The organism is Variovorax restrictus (assembly GCF_051216715.1).
In the GTDB taxonomy this organism is placed as follows: Bacteria; Pseudomonadota; Gammaproteobacteria; order Burkholderiales; family Burkholderiaceae_C; genus Variovorax.
This window is the reverse complement of sequence record NZ_JBPJZH010000008.1, coordinates 49,956-70,815: the sequence shown is the minus strand read 5'-3', so window position 1 is coordinate 70,815 and position 20,860 is coordinate 49,956. Positions and strand designations below refer to the sequence as shown.

The window sequence follows — 20,860 nt, the reverse complement described above, 5'->3', positions numbered from 1 at the left end:
CCTGATGGGAGTGAGTTATGAGCGCTACGGCGTCTTTTAAGGTTGCGGTTCTGAATTACTCGGGCAACGTCGGCAAGACAACGTTGGCCCGGCATCTACTGCAACCCCGCATGGGCAACTGTCCCATCATGTCCGTCGAGTCGATCAACGATGGCGACGAAGCGACGAACATCAAAGGCAAGAACTTCAACGCCGTCTTGATCGAAGTCCAGGCTAGCGATAGCGTCATCGTCGACATCGGCAGCAGCAACATCGAACAGGTGTTCTCCAAAGCCCGCACGATGGGCAACGTCTTCGACGAGTTTGATTACCTTGTCGTCCCGACCGTCGACAAGCCGAAGCAGCAAGCCAACACGACCAAGATTCTTGCGGACCTTATCGCCCTCGGCGTCGATCCAGAGCGGATCAAACTAGTTCTAAATCAGGTCGAAGACGCTGATGAGGTGGAGAGCGTTTTCCAAACTGTTTTGTCTGCGGCTCGGGTCGCTGGCATCGCGTTTGCTGTCGTCCATGAAAACGAAGGCTATGCCTATCTCGGCACGCGCACTGTGCAGGAGGTCGCTGCCATAGATCGAGACTTTCGCAAGGAGATTGCGGCCGCGGGCACTAAGGAGGCGAAGCGGGATCTGGCTACCATGCAAGTGTTTTCCCGCTTGGCGAAGGGCATTGAAAAAGAACTCGATGCCGCGTTCCAAACGCTGTTTTCGCCGGCCTGAGCAACATGGGCGCACCACAAACGTTCATGGCGGCATCGGTTGCTGAACTGCTCGCAGATGTTCAGCATTTGGCGGGAGAAGTTCACGCCCTGGAGTTGAAGCTCCCAGAGATAACCGCCGATATCAAGGGGAGTGCGGAAGCCGTGAAGGCAGCCGCGAAAACGACCCTCGACGATTTCCAGGCCATGGGTCATGCCTTGATGAATGTCATGACGAAGGAAGTCAGCGCGCAGCGCACGGCTTCGCTCAAGGCCAATGACCAGGCAGCGAACACGACGAAAGGCGCCCTGGGCCAGTTCACGAAGTATTTCTGGCTGTTGATTGCCCTTGTCGGCGTGAACACCGTGCTCTTGGTAGCGTTGCTGGTGATGACGGCGTCAAGCCGCTGAATTTCGCATGCGAAATTTGCACGAGGATAGAGAACAAGCCAATTTCGCATGCGAAATTGACAGTGCGAGGAACTCGGTATGCAAGAACGAAGCGGCTGGACCCTCCTGGGACAAAGTCATGAATGAAGTTCTGATCGTCGAAGACCATCCATTTGTCGCCGATGCCACCCAGCGGCTTCTGGGAGCAAGCTACCCGCTCCTGAAGTCGGTCATCCTCACGAACGCCGAAGATGCCTGCAAAGCATTTGCGGACCCTGACCGGGCTTGGCATCGAATCCTTCTTGACCTCGACATCCCTGGCGCCCACGGCCTCTCTGTGGCCGCTGAGATTCAGCGGCAAGGCCTGGCCAGCATCACATGCGTCGTCACCGGGAACACGCGCAGCGACTACGTCGCGCAGATCAAGTCAATGGGATTCCTCGGCTACGTGGGCAAGGGCATCGAAGTGAGCGAATTCGCAGATGCACTCTCGATGATCTTCGTTGGGAGCAGGGCATTCCCGACGAATGAAGTTGATCCGCAGGCTAGGCTGGATGCACCGCGCATCACGTTGCGCCAACGCGAAGTGCTCGATCTTGTGAGGCAAGGCTGCAATTCCAAGGAAATTGCTCGCCGGCTTCACCTGTCGATGGGCACCGTCAACAATCACATCAACGCAGTAATGGCCGCGCTTGACGTCAACAGCCGCAGCCATGCAGTCGCCCGCGCAATCGAGTTGGGCATGCTCAACATGAACGCGGATGCAGTCAGTGCCTGGCACTGACACCGTGCCAAGCCCCTTCGCCAGTCAGCCTCTGGGTGGCATCCATGCCGCCTGGGGCCATGAAGCCACGGAGAGGCTCAGCATCTTCAAGGCCTGGCTCATCAACCAGCTGGCGTTCATCCTGGCAACCGTGGGCGTGTTCCTAGCCGAGGCCGGTGAACGCACCATTTCGACGAACCAGCTGCAGCACTGGCTTGTTGTCGCTGTCCTGGGATGGGTAGTTAGGGGCATGCTCTACGTGCGGACGATGGACGCCGACGGTGGACCCATCGGGCGTATCGTTCCCTACGTCATTTCGGGCATGGCATTCATGCACTGGGCCTGGACCGCGCAATTGTTTCTGAACTCCGAGGCGTTCACGACTACAGCAGCGGTGATCTTCATCGCGTTCATCATGATGAGCATCGCGATGGCAATCGCCTGGTTGCACTCGCCCGTGCCTGTCGCTCTCTACGTCGTTGGCTTGTGGGCGTGCTTGTCATGGCAGTCCGTCTCTGTTGACCTGTTGCCAGCGGCGTCGATGGCTGCGATCGATGCTTGCGTCGCGTTGACGATGGGCATCGCAATCTACTGGGCAATTCGCCTTAGGCCGCTCATCACACGTAGCCAACAAGAATCGCAGATCGTCCGCGAGCTGAGGTCGTCTAACGCAAGCCTTGAAGCGCTGCGATCAGAAGCCTCAGCCACATTGAAAGAGCGGTCGGTCTTCTTCGCTGGCGCTAGCCACGACTTCAAGCAGCGCCTCCATGCGATGAAGCTGATGGCGTACTCGACCCTTTCTTCCTTGCCAGAGAACGACGATGCGCAGTGGGCGCTGCGAAGGATGTCCGCCGAAGTCGAAGACATGGAGGACTACTTCAAGAAGGTTCTTGAATTCGCACGAGTGGAGGCCATGGATATCGAGCCGAAGCTCGAAACGATTGCTCTGCAGAAACTCATGCAGAAAGTGGATCTTCATTTCGAGAACGTCGCGCTCATGCGCGGCGTCGACCTGACGTTTCGCACATCCCGCCTCCAAGTGGTGAGCGACCCAAGCATGCTCCAGCGGATGCTGGAAAACCTGGTGTCCAACGCGTTGAAGTTCACCAGCAAGCGCGTGCTTGTCGCTGCGCGCGCGCGGGGCGATGAGGTTGTACTTGAGGTATGGGACCAAGGCCCTGGCATCGAGGAATCTCAGCTATCTCGAATCTTCGAGGCCTTCCATCAGATCCGTCGCACACCTGGACTCGAGGAGGCGGGCGTTGGCCTTGGCCTGGCTCTGGTCAAGCGATTCGCCGACCTTCTTGGCGGCCGCGTGACCGTGAGCAGCAGGGTAGGGCGCGGCACTGTGTTTCGGCTGCATCTAAAGCGCGCCCGGTCGAACGACGGGCACTGAAGCCTCTCCCCGAAATTCGATTCGCAAGCGATGCGCAATGCATCGCAGGGCGCAGCTGCGCGCGCACAAATTCCACGCACACCCTAGAACTCAACTCCATCTAGGTTTAAACTTAGGTTGTCGCTTCGGTTGCGTTTAAGGACTCCGAGCGACAAGTGGGCAGCTCAGCCAAGCATCAAGGCTCAGGGAAAAAGCGAAGAGGTCGCTGGGATCGTCAGTCGACGGTCCCGGCTTGTGTTGTGAATCCAAAGCGGTCCACGGACCAGGAGTGTTTGTATGAAAGCGCGTCAGTTCAAGAACATCGGCCTCAAGCGGCCCTCCTTCAACCGTGACGCAATCGTCCTCGCGATGATTGCCGTTGCGTGCTCGCCGGCGTTTGCCCAATTCGATAAGGGCAAGGAGGGCCTCAACATGGTCCAGGTCGGCCTTCTCGGCTTGGCAGCCGTGTGCATCACGATTGCAATCATGTGGACGGGCTTCCGGATGGCCTACCAAGCTGCGCAGTGGAAGGACTGTGCTGCCTGGTTTTGGGGCGGCCTCCTGATCGGCTCGGCGCCCGCTATCGCCGCCATGATCATCTGAAATGGGCGATCGCATTTTCAAAGGTGCGACGCGTCCAGCAATGATGCTGGGCGTGCCCATCGTGCCATTGATTCTGGTGATGGGCGCATTCATTCTTGTCGCCGCCTGGACCTTCGTCACCGTCGGCCTTGTGCCTGCGCTGTCGGTCATGGTCATGGCCGCACTGTGCGTGTTCGTACTGCGCTACATCACGCGCCAGGATGACCAGCGGCTCAACCAGATGCTGCTGTACCTCAAGAGTCGGCCGTTCCGGCGCAACAAGGTCTTCTGGGGCGCGCACAGCATGTCTCCGACCGTCTACAAGAAAAGGGGCGGCCAGTGAGCGCTGTTCTCGACACCATGCAGCTGAGCGCGCGCGATGATTCGCCCGCTCGCGTGATCCCCATGTCGTATGCGCTGACCGAAACGGTCGTCGTTTCGCATGCGGGCGACTACCTGTCTTCGTGGCTCATCGAAGGGTTGCCCTTCGAAGGTCTGAGCGAAGCGCAGGCCTTGAGCCAGATGGACGCCCTGAATCAGCTCGTTCGAAGCCTGTCGAATGGGCGTTACGCGTTCTGGGTGCATCGGGTCCGTCGACAGATCGCAGATGGCCTGGAAGTGCCAAGCGAAGATTTCAGTCGCGACACGATGAGCCGCTACTACGAGCGCATGGAGCGTGGCGGCCTGATGGCGACGCAGATCTACCTCACCGTGATCTATCGGCCCTTCCCGCAAAAGTCACGCGGCGTGGCCGGCAAGGTGGCGCGCAATGTGGCTGAGTTCCAGGTGGAAAACGAAGCCGCATTGGATGTGCTCGACAACGTCGCACGCCAGGTCGCAAGCACCTTGGCCGAATACCACCCTACGCTCCTCGGCGCCTACGAGGAGGACCGGGTCACCTTCAGCGATCAACTGGCTCTGTACGCGTTTCTGGTGAATGGCGTGTGGAAGCCGGTCCCCCTGAAGCGGGTGCCGCTGGCGGGCTATCTCGCGCGCACGCGGATCTTCTTCGGCAACGAGATGGTCGAGACGCGTGACGAACACGGCTCGGTCTTCAGCGCGTTCGTCGACATCAAGGACTACGCCGATTTCTCTTCGCCCGGCGTGCTCAACACCATGTTGAGCCTGCCTTGCGAGTATGTGGAAACGCAGTCGTTCTCCCCGATGAACACCCGCGATGCGGTCGACGCACTCAAGCGTCAACGCAATCAGCTACTGAGCGGTGAAGACAACGCGCGTTCGCAAGTGGTGGAGATGGACGACGCCATCGACGCAGTCAGCAGCGGAAACTTCTCGTTCGGTGAGTACCACTACACGATCCAGGTGAAGGCCAGCTCGGTTGAGGGCGTGAAGGTCGCACGCGCTGCGGCCATCGATGCGCTGCAAGCCGCGAGCTTTCTCGGTGTCCCGTTAGACCTGATCCCCGACCATGCCTATGCGGCGCAGCTCCCGGGTAACTGGGGCTCGCGTCCGCGCGTTGCCTCGCTCAGCTCACGCAACTTCACCGGACTGTCCGCCCTTCACAACTTCGCCAACGGCAAGCGGGATGGCAACCCATGGGGCGAGGCCGTCACGATTCTCAAGTCGCCAGCGGGCCAGCCGGTCTACTTCAACTTCCACCAGACGGAGCGTGAAGAAAACTCGTTCGGCAAGACCGAGCTGGGCAACACGCAGATCATCGGCCAGTCAGGCGGCGGCAAGACGGTGCTTGCGCTGTTCCTGCTGATGAACCTCGGCAAGTACGGGACAGAAACCGTTGTGTTCGACAAGGACCGCGGCGCGGAAATCCTTGTTCGTGCAATCGGCGGCAAGTACCTCGCGCTGGAGCGTGGCAAGCAGACGGGCTTTGCGCCTTTCAAGATGGAGCCGACACCGGAGACGCTCCTCTTTTGGGGCGACCTCATCATGTTCTGCACCGCAATCGGCAGTCGTGAGCACACCGCCAAAGAGGAAGCGGACATCCGCCAGGCAGTGACGGCAGTTGCGCAACTGCCTCGCGAACACCGCAGCTTCGCTGCCGTGCTGCAGAACTTGCAGGACACGGAGGAAAACAGCCTGGCTGCGCGGCTGCGCAAGTGGTGCCGTACCTCGGCCGACACGCCGGGCCCGCTGGGCTGGGCCTTGGACTCCGACGACGACCTCTTGCAGTTCACCGACGGTGGCTGCTTCGGGTTCGATTACACGGAGCTGCTCGACGACGATCGCACGTGCCCGGCAATCATGATGTACCTCATGTACCGGGTCGAGCAACGCATCGACGGCCGGCGCTTCGCCTTCTTCATGGACGAGTACTGGAAGGCACTGTCTGTCAGCTACTTCGAGGACTTCGCGAAGAACAAGCAGAAGACGATTCGGAAGCAGAACGGGTTTGGCGTCTATATGACGCAGAGCCCGTCGGACACGCTGGCGAGCCCCATCGCACGCACGCTGATCGAACAGACAGCGACCTTCATCTTTCTGCCTAACCCGACGGCAGATCGCAACGAATACGTCGACGGCTTCAAGTTGACGGATTCCGAATTCGAAGTGGTGTCGAAGCTGACGAAAGGCTCGCGCCTCTTCGCCATCAAGCAAGGCACCCGGTTCTCGCTCGCGTCATTGGACCTCAATGGCTTCAACGATGCACTTCAAGTGCTCTCCGGCACGACAGCCAACGTCCTTCGGCTGGAAAAACTTCGCGGCCGCCTCGGTGACGAGCCGCGCGCCTGGCTTCAACCATTTCTCAAGGGGGAATCATGAAATCTGTTCGCACTTTGATCGCGCGCCTGGCGTTCACGTCGTCGCTCGTCGTCGCTTCTCACGGCGCCTATGCGCAGATCCCAGTCACGGATGCGCTTGGACTCACGCAGCAGATTCAGCAGGTGCAGGCCTGGGCAGGCCAGTACAAGCAAATGATCGAGCAGATCCAGACGCAGAAGCAGCAGCTGGAATCGTTGACGGGCGGGAAGGGCATGGCCCAGCTCGCGCAGAACATGCTGCGGCAGGAACTGCCCAGCGACTTCGTCACGACGTTCGACAAGCTGCGCAGCCTGGGCGCCGGTGGCGCTTCGGGCGCGGCGAAAGCGATCTACGACTCGATCAAGACGTTCGACTGTGTCCAGAAATTTCCAACCGATGTAGCTCAGCGTCGCAGCTGTGAAGCGTCGGCGATGGCCGTCCCGCAGAACCTCGCGCTCCTGAACTCGTCAATGAATTCGGCGAAGCAGCGGCAGTCGCAGCTCAAAGAGCTGATGTCGTCGATCGATACGTCCGACGCCAAAGCTTCGGCGGACTTGAACAACCGGCTGACCCTCGAAATGGCTTTGCTCCAGAACGAGAAGACGCTGATGGACATGGCCATGCAGCAGCAACAGCAGCAGCTTGCCCTGACGCAGCAAAAGTCGAAGGAGGAAGGCAGCAAGCGCCTGATGAATGGCGCGAGTGGCACCTCCAACCCCTTCGCGTTGAACTGATGGCCGACTTTCGCGTCATCGCTCCGTTGGCGTCGCAGATCCTCGACGCAACGAAGGCCTGGTCGGGCATCGCCGGGCAGCTGACCGGCATGGTGATGGCTCTCATCCTCACGGGCACGACGATCCTCATCATGTGGCACGGTTTCAACATCGTGCGTGGGGCAGGCGGGAGCAATCACTTTCTCGACACGTTCGCGAAGGTCTTGCGCTCCTTCCTCGTTGTCAGCGTTGCTCTGGCAGGCGGCGCCTACGCGGGGACTGTCGTCGCCTTCTTCCAAGAACTTCGCAACGGTCTGACATCGCTGTTCGTTGTGGGAAGTTCTTCGAGTTACGACGCCCTCGACGCGTCCGTTAGCGCTGCACTCGGCACGTGGGATCCGACTTGGGCCTGGGCAAGCGAGCACATCAACTTCTGGTCCGGCGACACCTCGGGCCTTGTCGGCGTGGTGTGCTGGTTCTTCATGGCAGGTGCCATGCTGATCCTGGCTGTGATCTGCGCGATCAACCTGATCGTCATCGATTTCGCCTTGGCGTTGATCTTCGCGCTCGGTCCGATCTTCGTTGCTTGCTTCGCGTTCCAGTCGACTGCTCGCTTCACTGACGCATGGCTCGGCGGCGTGCTCAAGTACACGTTCACCGGCGTCGTCATCTCGGCCGTTGTGGGGATGGCAACCAGCATCCTGCAACGTTACGCCAATGCGCTTTCGTCGAGCGCTGGCGCGCTGGACTTCGTCGCTGCTGCCTTCGGCGCAGTTGGCGCCGCTGTGATCCTCGTTGTCCTGACATCACGAATCCCGCAGATTGCCGGCGACATCGTCGGCGGGATCGGCATTTCGGCGGTGGGGCCTGCCATGGCTGCCGCACCGATTGCGGCAGCTGCATCGATGGTGAAAAGCGCCGCAGGCGGTGGCGCAAATGCAGCGGCATATGGAGTTGGCCGCGCATCTGAATCGCGAGCTGGGGCCGCTGTCGGACAAGTCGGCTCGGCCATCAGTGGCTCTGCCCTTGGCACCAAGGTAGCCAGCGCATATCAGTCGGCTGCAACCACGACGAAGGGCTTCACGGATGCCGTCAGAGGTCGGGGCACCGATGCCGACGGCCGTGCTGTGTCGGGGCAGGGCGTGGGTAACGCCTATTCCATTGGTCGCGCGAGCGCGTCGCCGGCAAGCACTGCCGGCGTCGGAACGGTCACGGGAGCGAGGCCGGTCGCGCGCCAGCACAGCCCCAGCAACGCGCAGTCGTCTTAACGTTTTTTCAGGGAGTAGCAATGTTGAAAACAGCACCGCTGTACGCGGCGGTTTTGGCTCTGTGTGCCTGCACCTCGGCACCAACCATCAAATTTCCAACGGGCAACGCAACGCGTGTCGCCATCAACGGCAGTGCGCCGAAGCCATCTGCAGTGAGCTACGCGACGGTTTCGCCTGCTGCAGCGGGTACCCCTGCCGCGGCAGGCCAGATCGTTGCCAGCCAGGGGAAAACCGCGATGGTCGTCAGCGAAGCGCCTCCAGAGCCCTTCCAGCTGAAGGCGTACTTGGTCAATGGCTCGGAGCAATCTGTTCTCGCTGTCCTTCGCCGTTGGGCACGCATCGCTCGCATCGATTTCACCTGGGAAAGCGACCTGGACTATCCAGTGACCTCGCGCATGCGCGCGATCGATGCGAAGGATCTGGAGTCCGCCCTTGGGCAAATGCGCGACGCCCTCGTCGGTGTCCGGCAACCGCTTCTCATCACGAACACGCCGGAAGGCCTGGTCGTGCAAAACGGGGAAGTCGTTCCGCCACCGCCTGAGCCGGTTGCGGCCCCGGTGGTCGAAGTCGCGCCCCCTGTCGCGCCGGCCGTTGTCGCGGCCGCAGAGAAGCCAGCAGTGCCTCCGCCAGCAATCACGAGTTGGGCAGTCGACAACTCGAAGTCGCTGCGTGAAGTGCTCGGCAAGTGGACCGCACTTGCGAACGTGCGCTTCACCTGGGAAAGCGCCAGCGACTACCCGGTAGCTGAAGGCCTGCGCCAAGAAGTTTTCACCGGAACGCTGCGCGAAGCGATCGGCCAGCTGGCCGGTCGGTATGGCGAATTCAAGACGCCCTTGGGCATGAAGTTCCTTGAAAACGGAACTGCGCTGCGCGTCTACGACATGGCACCTACGCCATGAACCGCTCGAATCATTTCAGGGAGTCAAAAGTGAAAGCTACGTCAGCACGAGCATGCGCAATCGCTGCATTCGTCTTCATCGGTGCCGCCGCAGGCGCACAGGACATCACGGTCGGCGAACAGCCTGACCTGGTCATCGGGAAAGCCCTGCCGAAGGCAGAGCTTCCTTCGCGTGTGGCCGTGGCCACCGTGACAACTCCAACGGCATCTGAAGCGGCAAAGCCCGCTGCTGCTGCCGCGCGCGCTTGGTCTGTCGAGGTGCGCGACGTGACGTTGGCAAACACCTTTCAGCGGTGGGCTGCAGCTGCTGGCTGGCGTGTTCGCTGGGACGCGGCCAAGAACGTGATGGTGGAAGCGCCTGACACCGTCACCGGCTCCTTCGAGGACGCCGTCGAAGCCCAGCTCGCATCTCCTGGAATTGCTTTTGGCAGCTATCCGCTGGAAGTCTGCTTCTACCCCAACACCCCCCCGCTGGCGCGCGTCACGCGCAAGGGCGACCAAGACAAGGAATGCAAATGAACACGAACAGCTCCCGCCTCACTCGTCTCGCCATCGCGCTCGTTGGCATCGGCATGCTGGCTGCTTGCGGCACGACGAAGCGAATCGCCGAGGACGGCGCCAACGTGCGTCAGCAAACCTCAACCGTGAACCGTGGCACGACACCTCTGCCGGTTGACGACGACACCTTGGGCTCGCCGGCGCAGGCCGACAGTCGCGCCGCATTCCTGCGCAGCGCTCCGGTTGCTCGCCGTGCATCGCATGCTTGGATCGGTGCGCGCATGACCGCCGTGCAGAGCGACGAGGTACTGCCCCCGGTCTTCACCGACAGCGTGAAGATCAACTTCAACGATCGCGCAACGAATGGGCGCGTGTCGATTGCCGTGATCGCGGAACGCTTGAGCCGCATGACGAACGTTCCTGTACGGGTGAAACAAGACGTCTACGGCCCGGCCGCTGCCGGTGGTTTCCCCGGCCCCATGCCCATGACGACGACGGTTGCTGGCGTTGGCCTGCCGGTGGGCGCGCCGCAGCCTGGCGCAGTGCTGCCGCCGAAGGGGAGGAACTCGCCATTGCCACCAGGCACGACCCTGGCGCCGACCTCTGTCTCGCCGACAGCAGGCGGCACCAACGTCGTTCCCGCTATGCCTCTGCCCTCAGGCGCGACGCTGGAGGTCGCGCCGCAGCAGCCCGCATACCGTGAGCTGGTGACGGACGTGAACGCGACCGAGATGCGCTGGGATGGCTCCCTTGCATCGTTCCTCGATCACGTGACAGGCCGGCTCAATCTGAGCTGGGCGTACCGTGATGGTGTCGTCGTCATCGAGCGCTTCATCAGCGAGAGCTTCGAGCTGGCCGCATTCGTCGGCACGCAGGATTACAAGATGAGCTTGAGCGGCACGAACGGCGGTCAGTCGTCGGGTGGTAGCAATGGCGGCTCGGGGCAAACGGGCTCTACGACGGCGTCTCTGGACGTCAACGAGAGCGGGAAAATCTCTGCGCTCGAATCGCTCCGCAAGGGCATCGAGCGGATGGTTGGCGATACGGGCGGATCGGTCGTCCTGAGCGAAGGCTCTGGACGCTTCACGGTCACGGCGACGAAGGACGTGATGGGTCGCGTGCGCGAAGTGCTCAAGCACGAAGAGGCCGCGATGATGCGGCAGGCCCATATCCAGATCGACGTTTACAGCGTCACCAAGGACGACACGGACGAGCGCGGCGTCGACTGGAACATCGTCTATCAAAACCTGTCGCGCACCTGGGGCGCGGTCATCAGCTCGCCGGCCAGCCTGGCAGGCGCGCTCGGCGGAAACGTCGGCTATTCGATCCTGCAACCGGAAGCCGGTGCGCCGCTGCGCGGCACGCAAGCGCGTTTCGGTAGCTCGTCGGCCATGCTGACGTTGCTGAGCCAGATTTCCGACACGGCCCAATATCGGCCCGTCTCCATGATCGCCCTCAACCGCCAGTGGGCGCGAAAGACCAACCTCAAGACGGACGGCTACCTCTCGGAGACGACACCAGGCACCGCCTCCTCGCTCGGAACGGGCGGCGGCTCGGTGGGCTTGAAGACAAGTTCGATCGTCACGGGTGACAAGTTCCTCGTGCAACCGGCCATTCTGGACAACGGCGCGATCCTGTTGAAGTTCGGTGTGTCGCTCACAGAGCTTCTCAGCCTCTTCGATGTGTCTGCAGGTTCGGGCGCGACCTTCCAGCGTGTTCAAACGCCAGTGACCTCTGGCACCGACGACCAGACGACAGTGCGTCTGATGCCGGGACAAGCCATGGTTGTGACCGGCCTTTCCCGCAGGGTCGCTGCCGGCGACACGCGGACGCTCACGGACAGCCTGCCAATCGGCGCAGGTGGCTCGCGAAAGCTCGGCTACAAGCGCGAGGACTTCATGATCGTCGTTCGTGCGGTGCAGCTGTAAGAGGCACGCATGGCACGCCTGGTCTACCAAACCGCAGAAGGGCGCCGACTCATCGGCGGCCTGGACTGGCGGCTACTCGCCGCCAAGGGTTCTCTCGACAGCCGCCTGCGCGAAGGCGCAAGCGGTAACGGCGCTACGCACGCGACGGTCGCAAGCGCTCTGACGCCTGAGAAAAGCACGGTCAAGGGAAAGCAGAAGGAAGTCATCCGTCTTCAGGCCGGCTTCTTCACCGCGCTCGACGGCTCCAAGCCGGAGAAGGGTTCGCATTCGCTCGCAGGCGCATTCGCCTCGTGGGCGCGGCAGCATCCAGCGGCCCTTCTGAACGTGAAGACGGCTGACGGCGCCTATGCGGTCGTCGTCGTCATCAACGGGCTTCCGGTGCTCGACCGCGTTGAAGAAGACAGCACAGCGGCATTTCTCAAGGCGCAGCCTTACCTGCAGGAGCGCAGCGACATCTCGGTCTTCTCCGACGACACGGAGAAATATCCGCGCTCCCTCATGTCGACGGATCTGCTTCAGCAGATCGCAGGCGCAACCACGAAGGGCACGGCTTTGCGTCCGGTTCCCATCAACGCGGCCCGGGTCGCGGTGATTGGCTTGATCGTGTTGGGTGCCGCCGGCGGCTTCGTCTATCACTCGAAGTGGAAGGCTGAAAAAGCACGCAAGGAAGCCTTGGCCCGTCAGCGTGCGGCCGATCCCATTCCGAAGTACCTGAATGCGCTGGCTGCAGCGCGTGAAGGTGCCGGGCTCCAACGCGCTGCACTGCAAGCAGGGTTCGCAGCTGCCCAACGTCTGCCCGTGGCGCCTGATGGGTGGCGGGCGACGCGTATCGGCTGCAGCGCGACCGCTGGATGTGAAGTGCAGTTCTTCCGCACCACCGGCACCCTGGCTTCGCTGCGTGCAGCGATGCCCGGCCTTGAGCTGAGCCCTTCGTCGCAGATCAACCTGAACGAAGCGCGGATGACCTGGAAGCAAGAGCTGCCCATGCAGCGCCTTGAGCCATCGCAGCAGCTGATGGGCCTGGGGGCGTTCCTGCAGAGCGCAGAAGCATCGAAGCTGCAGATGTGGCTTGTGGCTGGACCCAGCGTCCAGCTGACGCCTCCGCAGCTGTGGCCGCAGGTGCCGGGCGTACCGCAGTCGTTCAAGCACCCGCAGGCGCTTGCAGCCGGCAAGTTCGAAGTGTCGTCGGTCGCCCTCCCGCAGGTTGTCGAAGCGCTGGCCACGGCGCCAAGCAATGTCGCTTGGACCGGCTGGAGCGTCGACATCGGCGACGCCAAGCAAGAACCCCTTTCTCGCGCAAAGGCGCGTCTCACTGGAACCTTCTATGTCAAAAACGATTGACTTTGGCCGCGTGGCCGCAGCTGCCGCCGTGAGCTTCGTCCTCTTCGCCTTCAGTGGCGTGAGCAATGCCCAGACGCTGGGAGAGCTTGCCGACGCCCAGCGCGTGAAACAACAAGCGGAGATTGCGAAGATGCGCCGCGAGGCCGCACAAGCGGATCTCGAACTGAGTGTGCCGCTGAAGGCTCCTCCGCCATTGGCCCCGTCGGCTGAGGAAGCGGCGCGGTTTGCCCGCAAGGCGGCTGAGGCGGCAAAGCCGCGGATCGTCGTCCATGCGGTCTATGCGAAGAATGGCGCCTGGGTCGCAGAGCTGGCCGAAGGGCAGCGCCTGAGCCTGGCAATGGTCGGCATGCAGCTCAACGGGCAGCGCGTGACCAGCATCGATCAGCGCGGCCTGCAGATCAGCAAGCCATGCACGGCAGCCGATGTGCGGGAAAAAGCGCGCTGCGGCCAACGGGTCGTGGCCCTCGGGGAGGCCGTATGAGGTTCCTCTCGAGTCGGGACAGCGTCAGTACAGCGCCCTTGGCGCCGGCACCGCTGCGCAGCATCGCGCCTGCAAATGACCAAGCCGTCGCCAACTACCAGACGCTGTCTGAAGTTCCGCGTTGGAAAAGAGTGCTGCCGGCCGGCGTTGGCCCACTTGCAGGCATGGAGAAACCTGCACGCGGCACCCTGGTGGTTGTCGAGCTGTCAACGCAATCGGTGCTCATCGTCTATGCAGGCGTCGAACAGGCGCTGCAGCTCGAATGGGCGAAGGGCAAGCTGAGAGAAGCTGGCTATGACGTCAGCGTCGCAAAGGGCGCCGACCAGGTCATCAGTTCCATCCAGTCCGGCGGAGAAGGGCAGGAGGCCACGCGCGGCAACTTTGCCGGCGGTAACGAGTATTCAGTCGCCACCAACGAATGGATCGAGTACGCGATCGCGAATCGCGCTACTGACATCCACATTGAAACGCGGGGAAACCAGGGCCTGGTGCGCTTTCGGGTCGACGGCGAAATCGAACCGATGAATACCAGCCACGGCGGCGTTTACGGCGCCGAGTTCGTCAAGAGTTGCATGGGCTCGTTGTTCAACAACGATCAGCAGTCCAAGTCCGGTTCCGCCTCGCTTTTCGAGGCCGACAAGTTCCTGTATTGCATGGTGCCCTTCCAGGGCCGCGCGCGCAGCCTCAAGCTGCGTTTTCAGTCCCTCAAGGGCAATGACGGCCCGAAGACTGTCCTTCGGCTGCTGCACGTCGACCAGGACCTTCCCACGCGAACATTTGACGAACTAGGCTACGCCGCCTCGCATGTGGACTTGTGGGAACAAGCCATGCACACGCCGTCCGGCATGGTCCTGATCGCGGGCGTGACGGGCTCGGGCAAGTCGACCTCGCAAAAGTCGTTCATCGAGCTGAACCCGAACACGCCGCGCAGCGCGGTTTGGACGATCGAGGATCCTGTCGAATACCCGATCCGCGGCGCGCACCAGATCCATATGCAGCGTGATTTGTCGAATCCGGAGGAGTCGGCAAAGCGCTACGCGGAAACGGTTGCAGCCTTGATGCGCGCGGATCCCGATGTCGTGATGCTTGGGGAAATCCGTGATCGTTTCAGCAGCAATGCAGCGCAGCAGCTAGCGGAGACAGGCCACATGGCCCTGGGAACGGTCCACGCGCATTTGCTATCCGGGATCGTGCCCCGGCTGGTCAATCCCGAGATCGGGATGAGCCGCGACATCCTGACGGCGCCCAACATGGCGACGTTGTTCGCGTACCAGGCGCTGGTCGCAAAACTCTGCCCGGTGTGCGCTGAGCCGACGGAACAGGCGGCGAAGTCCGACCCCCGCGTCGCCACGATCGCGAGTGACCTGGCAGGCCTGGGCCTGGAAACAAGCCGACTGCGCTGGAAGCACGTCGGTGGCTGCGAGCATTGCAGCAAGCGCGGGACGATCGATCAAACGGTGGTTGCCGAGATGCTGATGCCGGATGAGGACTGGCTCAAGCACATCCGTGCAGGCCACGACACGGCCGCCGTTGAGGTGTACCGCAGTGCATCGAATCTGCGCCTCGACGACCCAGACATGACGGGCAAGACGGTGGTTGAACACACGCTCTACAAGGCCCTGACGGGCACGGTCGACGCCCGGCAGTGCTCCCGGTTCGACACGTGGCCGCGGTTCATTGCGTACCAGAAGAAACGCGGCCTCGGCCGCTGAGGAAAGACCATGGATCGCCTGCTTTTCAAGGTCTTCTGCTTCATCTGGTCGTTCTCGCGCGCCAACTTCTACCGCGACCTGGCTGACGCGCTGACGCGCAAGGTCATCTTGCGTGACTTCCTGGAGCGCGCCGCCAGCAATGCGCGGATCCTGGACGACAGCACGTCGGTGCGGGTCTACCGGGCAATGTCTGCGCGCCTGGCCGCCGGCCGGGGCGCCACGTTCTCGGAGCTGGTCGCAAACATCGCCCCAAAGTCCGATCAGCTCTTGATGCGCGCCGTTGACGATGCTGTGAACGATCAATCGAAGGCCTTGATGATGGCCGCTGACGCCGTCGAGTTCCAGCAGCGCTCGATGCGCGCCGTCGCCTTCGAGCTGGTCGTGCCTGTCCTGGCAATCCCCATCGTGGGTGCCCTGACCTTCATCACCTCGCAGATCGTCAATGGCATCGCCGATGGCGGAGCCCCTGCGGAAGTCTGGAGCGGCTTCAACGGCCTGGTGCGCTGGCTTGCTGCAGCTGTGACCGAGTACGCCGTGGTGATCGCGATCGCGATCGTCGCCTTGGTTGCAGTCACGGTGTATGCCTTGCCACGGTGGACAGGGCCGATGCGACTGAAGGCAGAAGGCCTTCCGGTCGTCTCGCTGTTCCGTGACTACAACTCGGCCGTGGTGTTGAGCTCACTGGCGATGCTCATTCAGGCTGGTAAAACTTTGCGCGAGGCTCTGCAGTCGCTCAGCGTCTCCTCGCAGCCCTGGCTGCGCTGGCATTTGCTCCGCATCGTCACAGCGCTGGAAGACAACCCGACGGACTACATGGCCGCCTTCGGCCGCGGATTGATGCCTCCAGCTGTTCGGGCACGGCTCGCGAGCTTGATGGACTCGAAGAAATTCGACGAAGCCTTGATCCAGCTCGGCACGAGCGAGATGTCCAGCCTGGAGCGTCGTGTGCGCTTGTCCGCCGGCGCGCTCAAGTGGTCGCTGACCTTGGCCTCCCTGGTCATCGCCGTTGTCTTGTCGATCGGGACGATGACGATCGCCAGCGCGCTTGCCAAAGCCTCCGATCCGACGACACGAATGCTCCATCGGGCACAGCAGGCCCCCTGACATCCAGACAGCAATCCGTTAAAGTCGGGTTGTCGTTTAGGTTGTCGTTTAAATCCTTATTTGCTTTCAGGGCAGAACCGCCCACCAATCCCCAGGGAAAAACATGCACTCCACCCTCCACCTTCGCCGTCAGTCCGCCCGTCGCTCCGCCCAACGTGGCGTGAGCATCATGTTCGTGTTGCTCGGCCTGGTCGTCGCCGCTGCCGTCACCCTGGTGGGCTACAACCAGTACAGCGATTCCACCCGCAATGCTCGGATCGAAGCCGCCAAATCAGAAATTGTCGGGATGATTTCCGGCGCGCAGAAGCTCTACGGCGGCGCCAACCAGTACGGCGCTGTCACCACGGCCATTGCTGTGCAGTCGGGCGTCGTCCCTGCACGCCGCCGGATCGTTGGGACGAACACGGCACAGAACGAATACAACGGCGCGATCGACTTTTCCCCTGCGACGATCACGTCACCGAACGATTCGCTCGTGCTGAGCTATGGGAATGTCCGTCAGTCGGATTGCCAAGACCTGGTTCTGGGGCTCGAGAGCCTGACGCGCCGAATGGCAGTCGGCGCCACAGTAGTGAAGGCCGCCGACGTTGCCGTCGACGTGGCTGCGATGTCCTCTGCCTGCGATGCCTCGGCGGTAAGTGACATCAACTTCACCTTCGGCCGCGGGCAGTAACCCGCAGCCCCCAGAGAAAAGACATGCATCGCTCGCACGTCTTGGCAAGCCGCCCCCGCCAGGGCGGCTTTTCCATTCTTCATTTGCTCTTAGCCCTGGTGGTCACTGCGGTGATCGCTGCAGGCCAGATCCAGGCGCAGCAGCTGCAGGCGAAGGTGTCGGCTGGCCGACTGCAAGGCGACGTGCTGAAGCTGATGAAGGATGCTGCCAACAACTACACGATGGAAAGCTACTCGGCGCTGCAGCTGGATCAGCCCGTGACGAAAGAATCGGCCACGCTGGCAAACGGCACAGGCGCTGGGCAGTCCTTCTCACCCACGGTCGCGAACCTGATCGCTATGGGCTACCTGCCGGCGAACACGAGCAACACGTCACAACTCAACGCCGGCATCTACCGCGTCAGGCTTGAAAAAATCCCGGCTGGATGCGTTGGCGTGGCCTGCAACATCACTGGGGTCGTCTACATCGATCAACCCATCCGCCAGCCAGGGACAACGAACATGGCTGGCATTCAGGTGGGGTCGCTCATGGATGCTGTCGGCGGTGACGTGGTCGTTTCGATGAACACGAATCCCAGCATCCTCGTTGGAATCAACGGAGCTTCCGTACCTAACCCGGTCGCTGGAACGCCGGATGGCGTCGTCGGCGCTCGGGTGGGTTTCGGTGCAAGCGGCTTCGGCCGCTTCCTTGTTCTCAACGATCCTCGCGACCCGCACTTTCAAGGGCCTGTGTCCATCGCCGGCAATGTGTCGATAGGAGGGACGACGACGCTGGCCGGCGACGTCAGCGTGAACAACTGCGTTCGCCTGCAGGCGGATGGGCGTGGTGGCTTCAACTGCCTGGACCCCAACGATCTGCCGGCCGGCTTCACGGGCGGGGTGCGCGCGGTCGACATGGTCGCGAGCGGCAGCGTTCTTGCGTCCGATTCGCCTGCCTCGTTCAACGGCAGCAACACGAATTTCGCGCTGCTGTCGCCCGGTGCAGCCGGCGTGGAGGCCATGGTCAAGACCTCGGGGAAGGTTGCCGGCGATCGGCTGATTCCCACCGGCGCCTATGCGCCGGGTTCGGCATGCACCGACGCGGGCGCCGTGGCCAGGTCGACCGCATCCGCTTCGGGCGGCGTCCTTGTCGTCTGCACTGGGGTTGTATGGAGCCCATTGAGCACGGTCGCGACGGCGGGCTCAGCCTGCCCAGTCGAAGGGCAGGGCGCCGTGGATGCGCAAGGGCGACAGCTGTACTGCTTCAACGGCACCTGGACCTATATGACCGACTTCCTGCCGCCAGCCGTGGCTGGCGGCACATGCGGCGTTCCAGGCGCGATCGGCTACACGGTCCCGGTCGTCGGCGGTGGCGCCTCCGCCCTGGTGTGCAAATCGAACCCGTCGGGCGGTGTGAATCGCTGGTTCCGTATCCAGGACATCACAACGCACCTGGTCTTCGTCACGGCTTATGAAGTGACGCACGGCATGGTGGTCGCGAAGCCACTTTGCGGCGCGGCACCTGGGCAGACGGTCACTCCCATTCCCCAGCTGATCCCGAAAGTGGAATCGAGCGACGACAGCGGGTTTTCTCGCTTCGTTGTCGACAACGGGGGTAGCTGGACAGTGCAGCTCACGAATGGCGCTGGGGCTGCTCTATCGGCCTCTCCTGCCGCCAGCAGCGTGCTGCAAGTCTTCTGTTACTACCCCTGACGCATCAAGCGACGCCTGCGCACCAGGCGATTTTTAAGAAGAGAGAGGAACCATGAAACTCATGAAGCGCAAGAGCGCGGTGTTTCGCGCCATCGGCGCGGGCGCGCTCCTGGCATTAGGGACGTTGCACGCCTTCGGGCAGCAGATCCCGGCCAGTTCTGCAGACTCCGGACGGCGAGCGGTGATCGCCGTCAACCAGGGGACGATCTACAACAATATCAATAACGCTCAGAACTCGGCTAACAACGCATGGAACTATGCGAACAATGCCCAGAACACCGCCAACGCTGCGTATTACAACGATCAGGTAACCAATCAAATCGCCCAGGACGCACGTCGGCGTGCAGAAGAGGCAGCGAGCGCCGGAGGCGGATTTGCGACAGGCATCTTCAGAATTCGACCTGGCAACACCGTGAACAGTCCCACATGGCAAGACGTGGCGTGCGTATACAACGCATCGGGTCCTACGACTGTGAGAAGACAGTACAACCCTGGGGAAGTGCCACCAGGGAATGGCATGGAAGGCTGGGTGCGAGATTTCACATGCCCGCCCGGCAGCGCCGTATTGGTCTTCACGAACGGTGACGATGGTGTAGACAGCCCCGGCGGCAACGGTGGTGACAGCGGCGGAGGCGGCGGCGGCGGATCGGGCTAATTAAGGTAGCCCGCTAAAAGAAAAGGCCCCTTGGGGCCTTTTTTTTCAGAGCGGGGTCAGCCCTCGATCGAACTCGTCGCGAACCCAAAAAGTCCCAGCCTTCGTGACAGATTGAACTTCAAAATAACCGCCCGAACCGTCTTTGCGAATCGTGTACCTCCGGACGCCGCAATCCTTGATTGTCGGTGTCGTGGTGACTACAAGCGCATCAGCCGTGCTGTCGACAACCGCAGAACTTGAGGCTACGGCGCAGGTTCCCGGTCCTGGGAGAACCAATCGCGCGCGATAAGAGCCCGGCGACCCTGAAAGCTCAAACCGGCCCGGTCCATTGTTCGAACCAGTCATCGTGTCGTATGCGATGTATTTCCAAGCCCACGATCCCGTCGCGACTTGGCCTGAAGTTGTTGAATCCGAAGGAAGTCCAGCAGTAGCAGCACAACCGCTAATCAAGCTGACAGCCGCAAACGCAGCGATCGCAAAAAGACTTTGAAACCTCATTTTTATTACTCCCTAGATGGTTGTCGATTAGGTACTAATTTTAATTGATTTCAGGGCTCGTGACAACAGTTTTGTGTTGTCGCGCAACAGCTTTTAATGCCCATATTTCTCCACCCCCACCTCATGCCAAACAGGAAGCAAAAGGGGGCGCCGAAAGCGGAGCGCATCGGGGGAACACGCAGCGTTCCCCAAGGGGGTCGCGTTCGCGCCAGCAGGGCGGGCAGGGGGCGGCACGGCCCCGCGAACAGGGGTCGCGTGCATCGCCTCTTTATGGAACAACTCGCCAGCGCTGCAGTACGGCGTAGATCTGTCCGGCATAGCGATCACGGTACATCGGTGTCTTTGAATGGTAGGTGCCGACGGCCGTCCAGGTGTTCCCGTACTGGCGGACCTGCTTGCCGAGATGCCAAGCAGCAACATAGGTGTTCACGCAGCCATCGAGCAAATGACCGGGCGCTATGCCGTAGCGGGCAAGCTCGGGAAAGTGGATGGAGTTCATCTGCCCCAACCCAACGTCGATAGACCCGTTGGTGTTCTTGGCTACGGCTGCAGGGTTGCCCCTCGACTCGTGATAGATGATGGCGCGCAGCAACATCGAGCTGACGCCGTGGAATGCCGCAGCCTCTTCAACGCACGGCACCTGGATCGGCGCATTCGGGTTCCTTGGCGCCTTGGGCGCGGCTCCAGCTGCGCCTGCATTTCCGCTCCATACGAAGGCAAGGCAGGCGCATACAGCGGCCGTGGCCCGTGCAACGGTCCTCGGCAATATCTCACGATTCATAGGTTGTCCATTAGGTTGTCGTTTCGCATGCGAAACCGGCGACATCAATTTTAGCGACAACCTTATAATCATCCTAACTGGCAACCTTAACGACCGG

At 61.6% G+C, this 20,860-nt stretch carries 20 protein-coding genes; 19 read left to right on the top strand and 1 reads right to left on the bottom strand.

Annotated elements, in window-relative coordinates; translation table 11 throughout:
- Window positions 1–17 precede the first annotated feature (17 nt).
- The 19 genes from stbB to ACSFA0_RS24730 all read left to right on the top strand — a co-directional run bounded on the left by stbB (window position 18) and on the right by ACSFA0_RS24730 (window position 19,484).
- Window positions 18–716 (top strand): StbB family protein, encoded by a 699-nt coding sequence (gene stbB / locus ACSFA0_RS24820; protein ID WP_435452930.1) that lies wholly within the window; start codon window positions 18–20, stop codon window positions 714–716.
- 5 nt (window positions 717–721) lie between these two features.
- Window positions 722–1,105, top strand: coding sequence for a hypothetical protein (locus ACSFA0_RS24815; protein ID WP_435452929.1), 384 nt, complete (start codon window positions 722–724; stop codon window positions 1,103–1,105).
- Between the two features lie 118 nt (window positions 1,106–1,223).
- The gene (locus tag ACSFA0_RS24810; RefSeq protein WP_435452928.1) at window positions 1,224–1,868 is read left to right on the top strand and encodes a response regulator transcription factor; all 645 of its coding nucleotides are present in this window, start codon (window positions 1,224–1,226) and stop codon (window positions 1,866–1,868) included.
- Between the two features lie 4 nt (window positions 1,869–1,872).
- Entirely contained in the window at window positions 1,873–3,243 is a 1,371-nt protein-coding gene (locus ACSFA0_RS24805; RefSeq protein WP_435452927.1) for a sensor histidine kinase, read from the top strand.
- Window positions 3,244–3,519: 276 nt separating this feature from the next.
- Window positions 3,520–3,825 (top strand): TrbC/VirB2 family protein, encoded by a 306-nt coding sequence (locus ACSFA0_RS24800; RefSeq protein ID WP_435452926.1) that lies wholly within the window; start codon window positions 3,520–3,522, stop codon window positions 3,823–3,825.
- Window position 3,826: 1 nt separating this feature from the next.
- Window positions 3,827–4,147, top strand: coding sequence for a VirB3 family type IV secretion system protein (locus tag ACSFA0_RS24795; RefSeq protein WP_435452925.1), 321 nt, complete (start codon window positions 3,827–3,829; stop codon window positions 4,145–4,147).
- The gene (locus tag ACSFA0_RS24790) at window positions 4,144–6,543 is read left to right on the top strand and encodes a VirB4 family type IV secretion/conjugal transfer ATPase (RefSeq protein WP_435452924.1); all 2,400 of its coding nucleotides are present in this window, start codon (window positions 4,144–4,146) and stop codon (window positions 6,541–6,543) included. The genes ACSFA0_RS24795 and ACSFA0_RS24790 overlap by 4 nt, the downstream gene beginning before the upstream one ends.
- On the top strand, window positions 6,540–7,256 hold the full coding sequence (locus ACSFA0_RS24785; RefSeq protein WP_435452923.1) for a type IV secretion system protein: 717 nt from the start codon (window positions 6,540–6,542) through the stop codon (window positions 7,254–7,256). Before ACSFA0_RS24790 ends, ACSFA0_RS24785 begins: the two co-directional genes overlap by 4 nt.
- Window positions 7,256–8,503, top strand: a complete 1,248-nt coding sequence (locus tag ACSFA0_RS24780) for a TrbL/VirB6 family protein (protein ID WP_435452922.1) — start codon at window positions 7,256–7,258, stop codon at window positions 8,501–8,503. Before ACSFA0_RS24785 ends, ACSFA0_RS24780 begins: the two co-directional genes overlap by 1 nt.
- A 20-nt stretch (window positions 8,504–8,523) precedes the next feature.
- Window positions 8,524–9,402 carry a TcpQ domain-containing protein gene (locus tag ACSFA0_RS24775; RefSeq protein WP_435452921.1) on the top strand — a complete coding sequence of 293 codons (879 nt, stop codon included), beginning with the start codon at window positions 8,524–8,526 and terminating at the stop codon, window positions 9,400–9,402.
- Window positions 9,399–9,920 carry a TcpQ domain-containing protein gene (locus ACSFA0_RS24770; protein WP_435452920.1) on the top strand — a complete coding sequence of 174 codons (522 nt, stop codon included), beginning with the start codon at window positions 9,399–9,401 and terminating at the stop codon, window positions 9,918–9,920. Before ACSFA0_RS24775 ends, ACSFA0_RS24770 begins: the two co-directional genes overlap by 4 nt.
- Window positions 9,917–11,827 (top strand): hypothetical protein, encoded by a 1,911-nt coding sequence (locus ACSFA0_RS24765; protein WP_435452919.1) that lies wholly within the window; start codon window positions 9,917–9,919, stop codon window positions 11,825–11,827. Before ACSFA0_RS24770 ends, ACSFA0_RS24765 begins: the two co-directional genes overlap by 4 nt.
- Window positions 11,828–11,836: 9 nt before the next feature.
- Window positions 11,837–13,168: a type IV pilus inner membrane component PilO gene (locus ACSFA0_RS24760; protein ID WP_435452918.1), complete on the top strand. Its 1,332-nt coding sequence runs from the start codon at window positions 11,837–11,839 to the stop codon at window positions 13,166–13,168.
- Window positions 13,152–13,649 (top strand): hypothetical protein, encoded by a 498-nt coding sequence (locus ACSFA0_RS24755; RefSeq protein WP_435452917.1) that lies wholly within the window; start codon window positions 13,152–13,154, stop codon window positions 13,647–13,649. The genes ACSFA0_RS24760 and ACSFA0_RS24755 overlap by 17 nt, the downstream gene beginning before the upstream one ends.
- Window positions 13,650–13,687: 38 nt before the next feature.
- Window positions 13,688–15,361, top strand: coding sequence for a GspE/PulE family protein (locus ACSFA0_RS24750; protein ID WP_435452916.1), 1,674 nt, complete (start codon window positions 13,688–13,690; stop codon window positions 15,359–15,361).
- Between the two features lie 9 nt (window positions 15,362–15,370).
- On the top strand, window positions 15,371–16,465 hold the full coding sequence (locus ACSFA0_RS24745) for a hypothetical protein (RefSeq protein WP_435452915.1): 1,095 nt from the start codon (window positions 15,371–15,373) through the stop codon (window positions 16,463–16,465).
- Between the two features lie 169 nt (window positions 16,466–16,634).
- Complete coding sequence (locus ACSFA0_RS24740; RefSeq protein WP_435452960.1) at window positions 16,635–17,138, top strand: type 4 pilus major pilin; 504 nt, start codon at window positions 16,635–16,637, stop codon at window positions 17,136–17,138.
- A 23-nt stretch (window positions 17,139–17,161) separates the two neighbouring features.
- Window positions 17,162–18,829, top strand: coding sequence for a hypothetical protein (locus tag ACSFA0_RS24735; protein WP_435452914.1), 1,668 nt, complete (start codon window positions 17,162–17,164; stop codon window positions 18,827–18,829).
- A gap of 52 nt (window positions 18,830–18,881) precedes the next feature.
- Window positions 18,882–19,484, top strand: coding sequence for a hypothetical protein (locus ACSFA0_RS24730; RefSeq protein WP_435452913.1), 603 nt, complete (start codon window positions 18,882–18,884; stop codon window positions 19,482–19,484).
- A 766-nt stretch (window positions 19,485–20,250) separates the two neighbouring features.
- On the opposite strand, the gene ACSFA0_RS24725 is transcribed toward ACSFA0_RS24730, so the two are convergent.
- Window positions 20,251–20,763, bottom strand: coding sequence for a lytic transglycosylase domain-containing protein (locus ACSFA0_RS24725; RefSeq protein ID WP_435452912.1), 513 nt, complete (start codon window positions 20,761–20,763; stop codon window positions 20,251–20,253).
- Window positions 20,764–20,860 lie beyond the last annotated feature (97 nt).

Coding starts and splice junctions, on each gene's coding strand:
- stbB (WP_435452930.1), top strand. CDS start 18: ATGAGCGCTACGGCGTCTTTTAAGGTTGCGGTTCTGAATTACTCGGGC.
- ACSFA0_RS24815 (WP_435452929.1), top strand. CDS start 722: ATGGGCGCACCACAAACGTTCATGGCGGCATCGGTTGCTGAACTGCTC.
- ACSFA0_RS24810 (WP_435452928.1), top strand. CDS start 1,224: ATGAATGAAGTTCTGATCGTCGAAGACCATCCATTTGTCGCCGATGCC.
- ACSFA0_RS24800 (WP_435452926.1), top strand. CDS start 3,520: ATGAAAGCGCGTCAGTTCAAGAACATCGGCCTCAAGCGGCCCTCCTTC.
- ACSFA0_RS24795 (WP_435452925.1), top strand. CDS start 3,827: ATGGGCGATCGCATTTTCAAAGGTGCGACGCGTCCAGCAATGATGCTG.
- ACSFA0_RS24785 (WP_435452923.1), top strand. CDS start 6,540: ATGAAATCTGTTCGCACTTTGATCGCGCGCCTGGCGTTCACGTCGTCG.
- ACSFA0_RS24780 (WP_435452922.1), top strand. CDS start 7,256: ATGGCCGACTTTCGCGTCATCGCTCCGTTGGCGTCGCAGATCCTCGAC.
- ACSFA0_RS24775 (WP_435452921.1), top strand. CDS start 8,524: ATGTTGAAAACAGCACCGCTGTACGCGGCGGTTTTGGCTCTGTGTGCC.
- ACSFA0_RS24770 (WP_435452920.1), top strand. CDS start 9,399: ATGAACCGCTCGAATCATTTCAGGGAGTCAAAAGTGAAAGCTACGTCA.
- ACSFA0_RS24765 (WP_435452919.1), top strand. CDS start 9,917: ATGAACACGAACAGCTCCCGCCTCACTCGTCTCGCCATCGCGCTCGTT.
- ACSFA0_RS24760 (WP_435452918.1), top strand. CDS start 11,837: ATGGCACGCCTGGTCTACCAAACCGCAGAAGGGCGCCGACTCATCGGC.
- ACSFA0_RS24755 (WP_435452917.1), top strand. CDS start 13,152: ATGTCAAAAACGATTGACTTTGGCCGCGTGGCCGCAGCTGCCGCCGTG.
- ACSFA0_RS24745 (WP_435452915.1), top strand. CDS start 15,371: ATGGATCGCCTGCTTTTCAAGGTCTTCTGCTTCATCTGGTCGTTCTCG.
- ACSFA0_RS24740 (WP_435452960.1), top strand. CDS start 16,635: ATGTTCGTGTTGCTCGGCCTGGTCGTCGCCGCTGCCGTCACCCTGGTG.
- ACSFA0_RS24735 (WP_435452914.1), top strand. CDS start 17,162: ATGCATCGCTCGCACGTCTTGGCAAGCCGCCCCCGCCAGGGCGGCTTT.
- ACSFA0_RS24730 (WP_435452913.1), top strand. CDS start 18,882: ATGAAACTCATGAAGCGCAAGAGCGCGGTGTTTCGCGCCATCGGCGCG.
- ACSFA0_RS24725 (WP_435452912.1), bottom strand. CDS start 20,763: ATGAATCGTGAGATATTGCCGAGGACCGTTGCACGGGCCACGGCCGCT.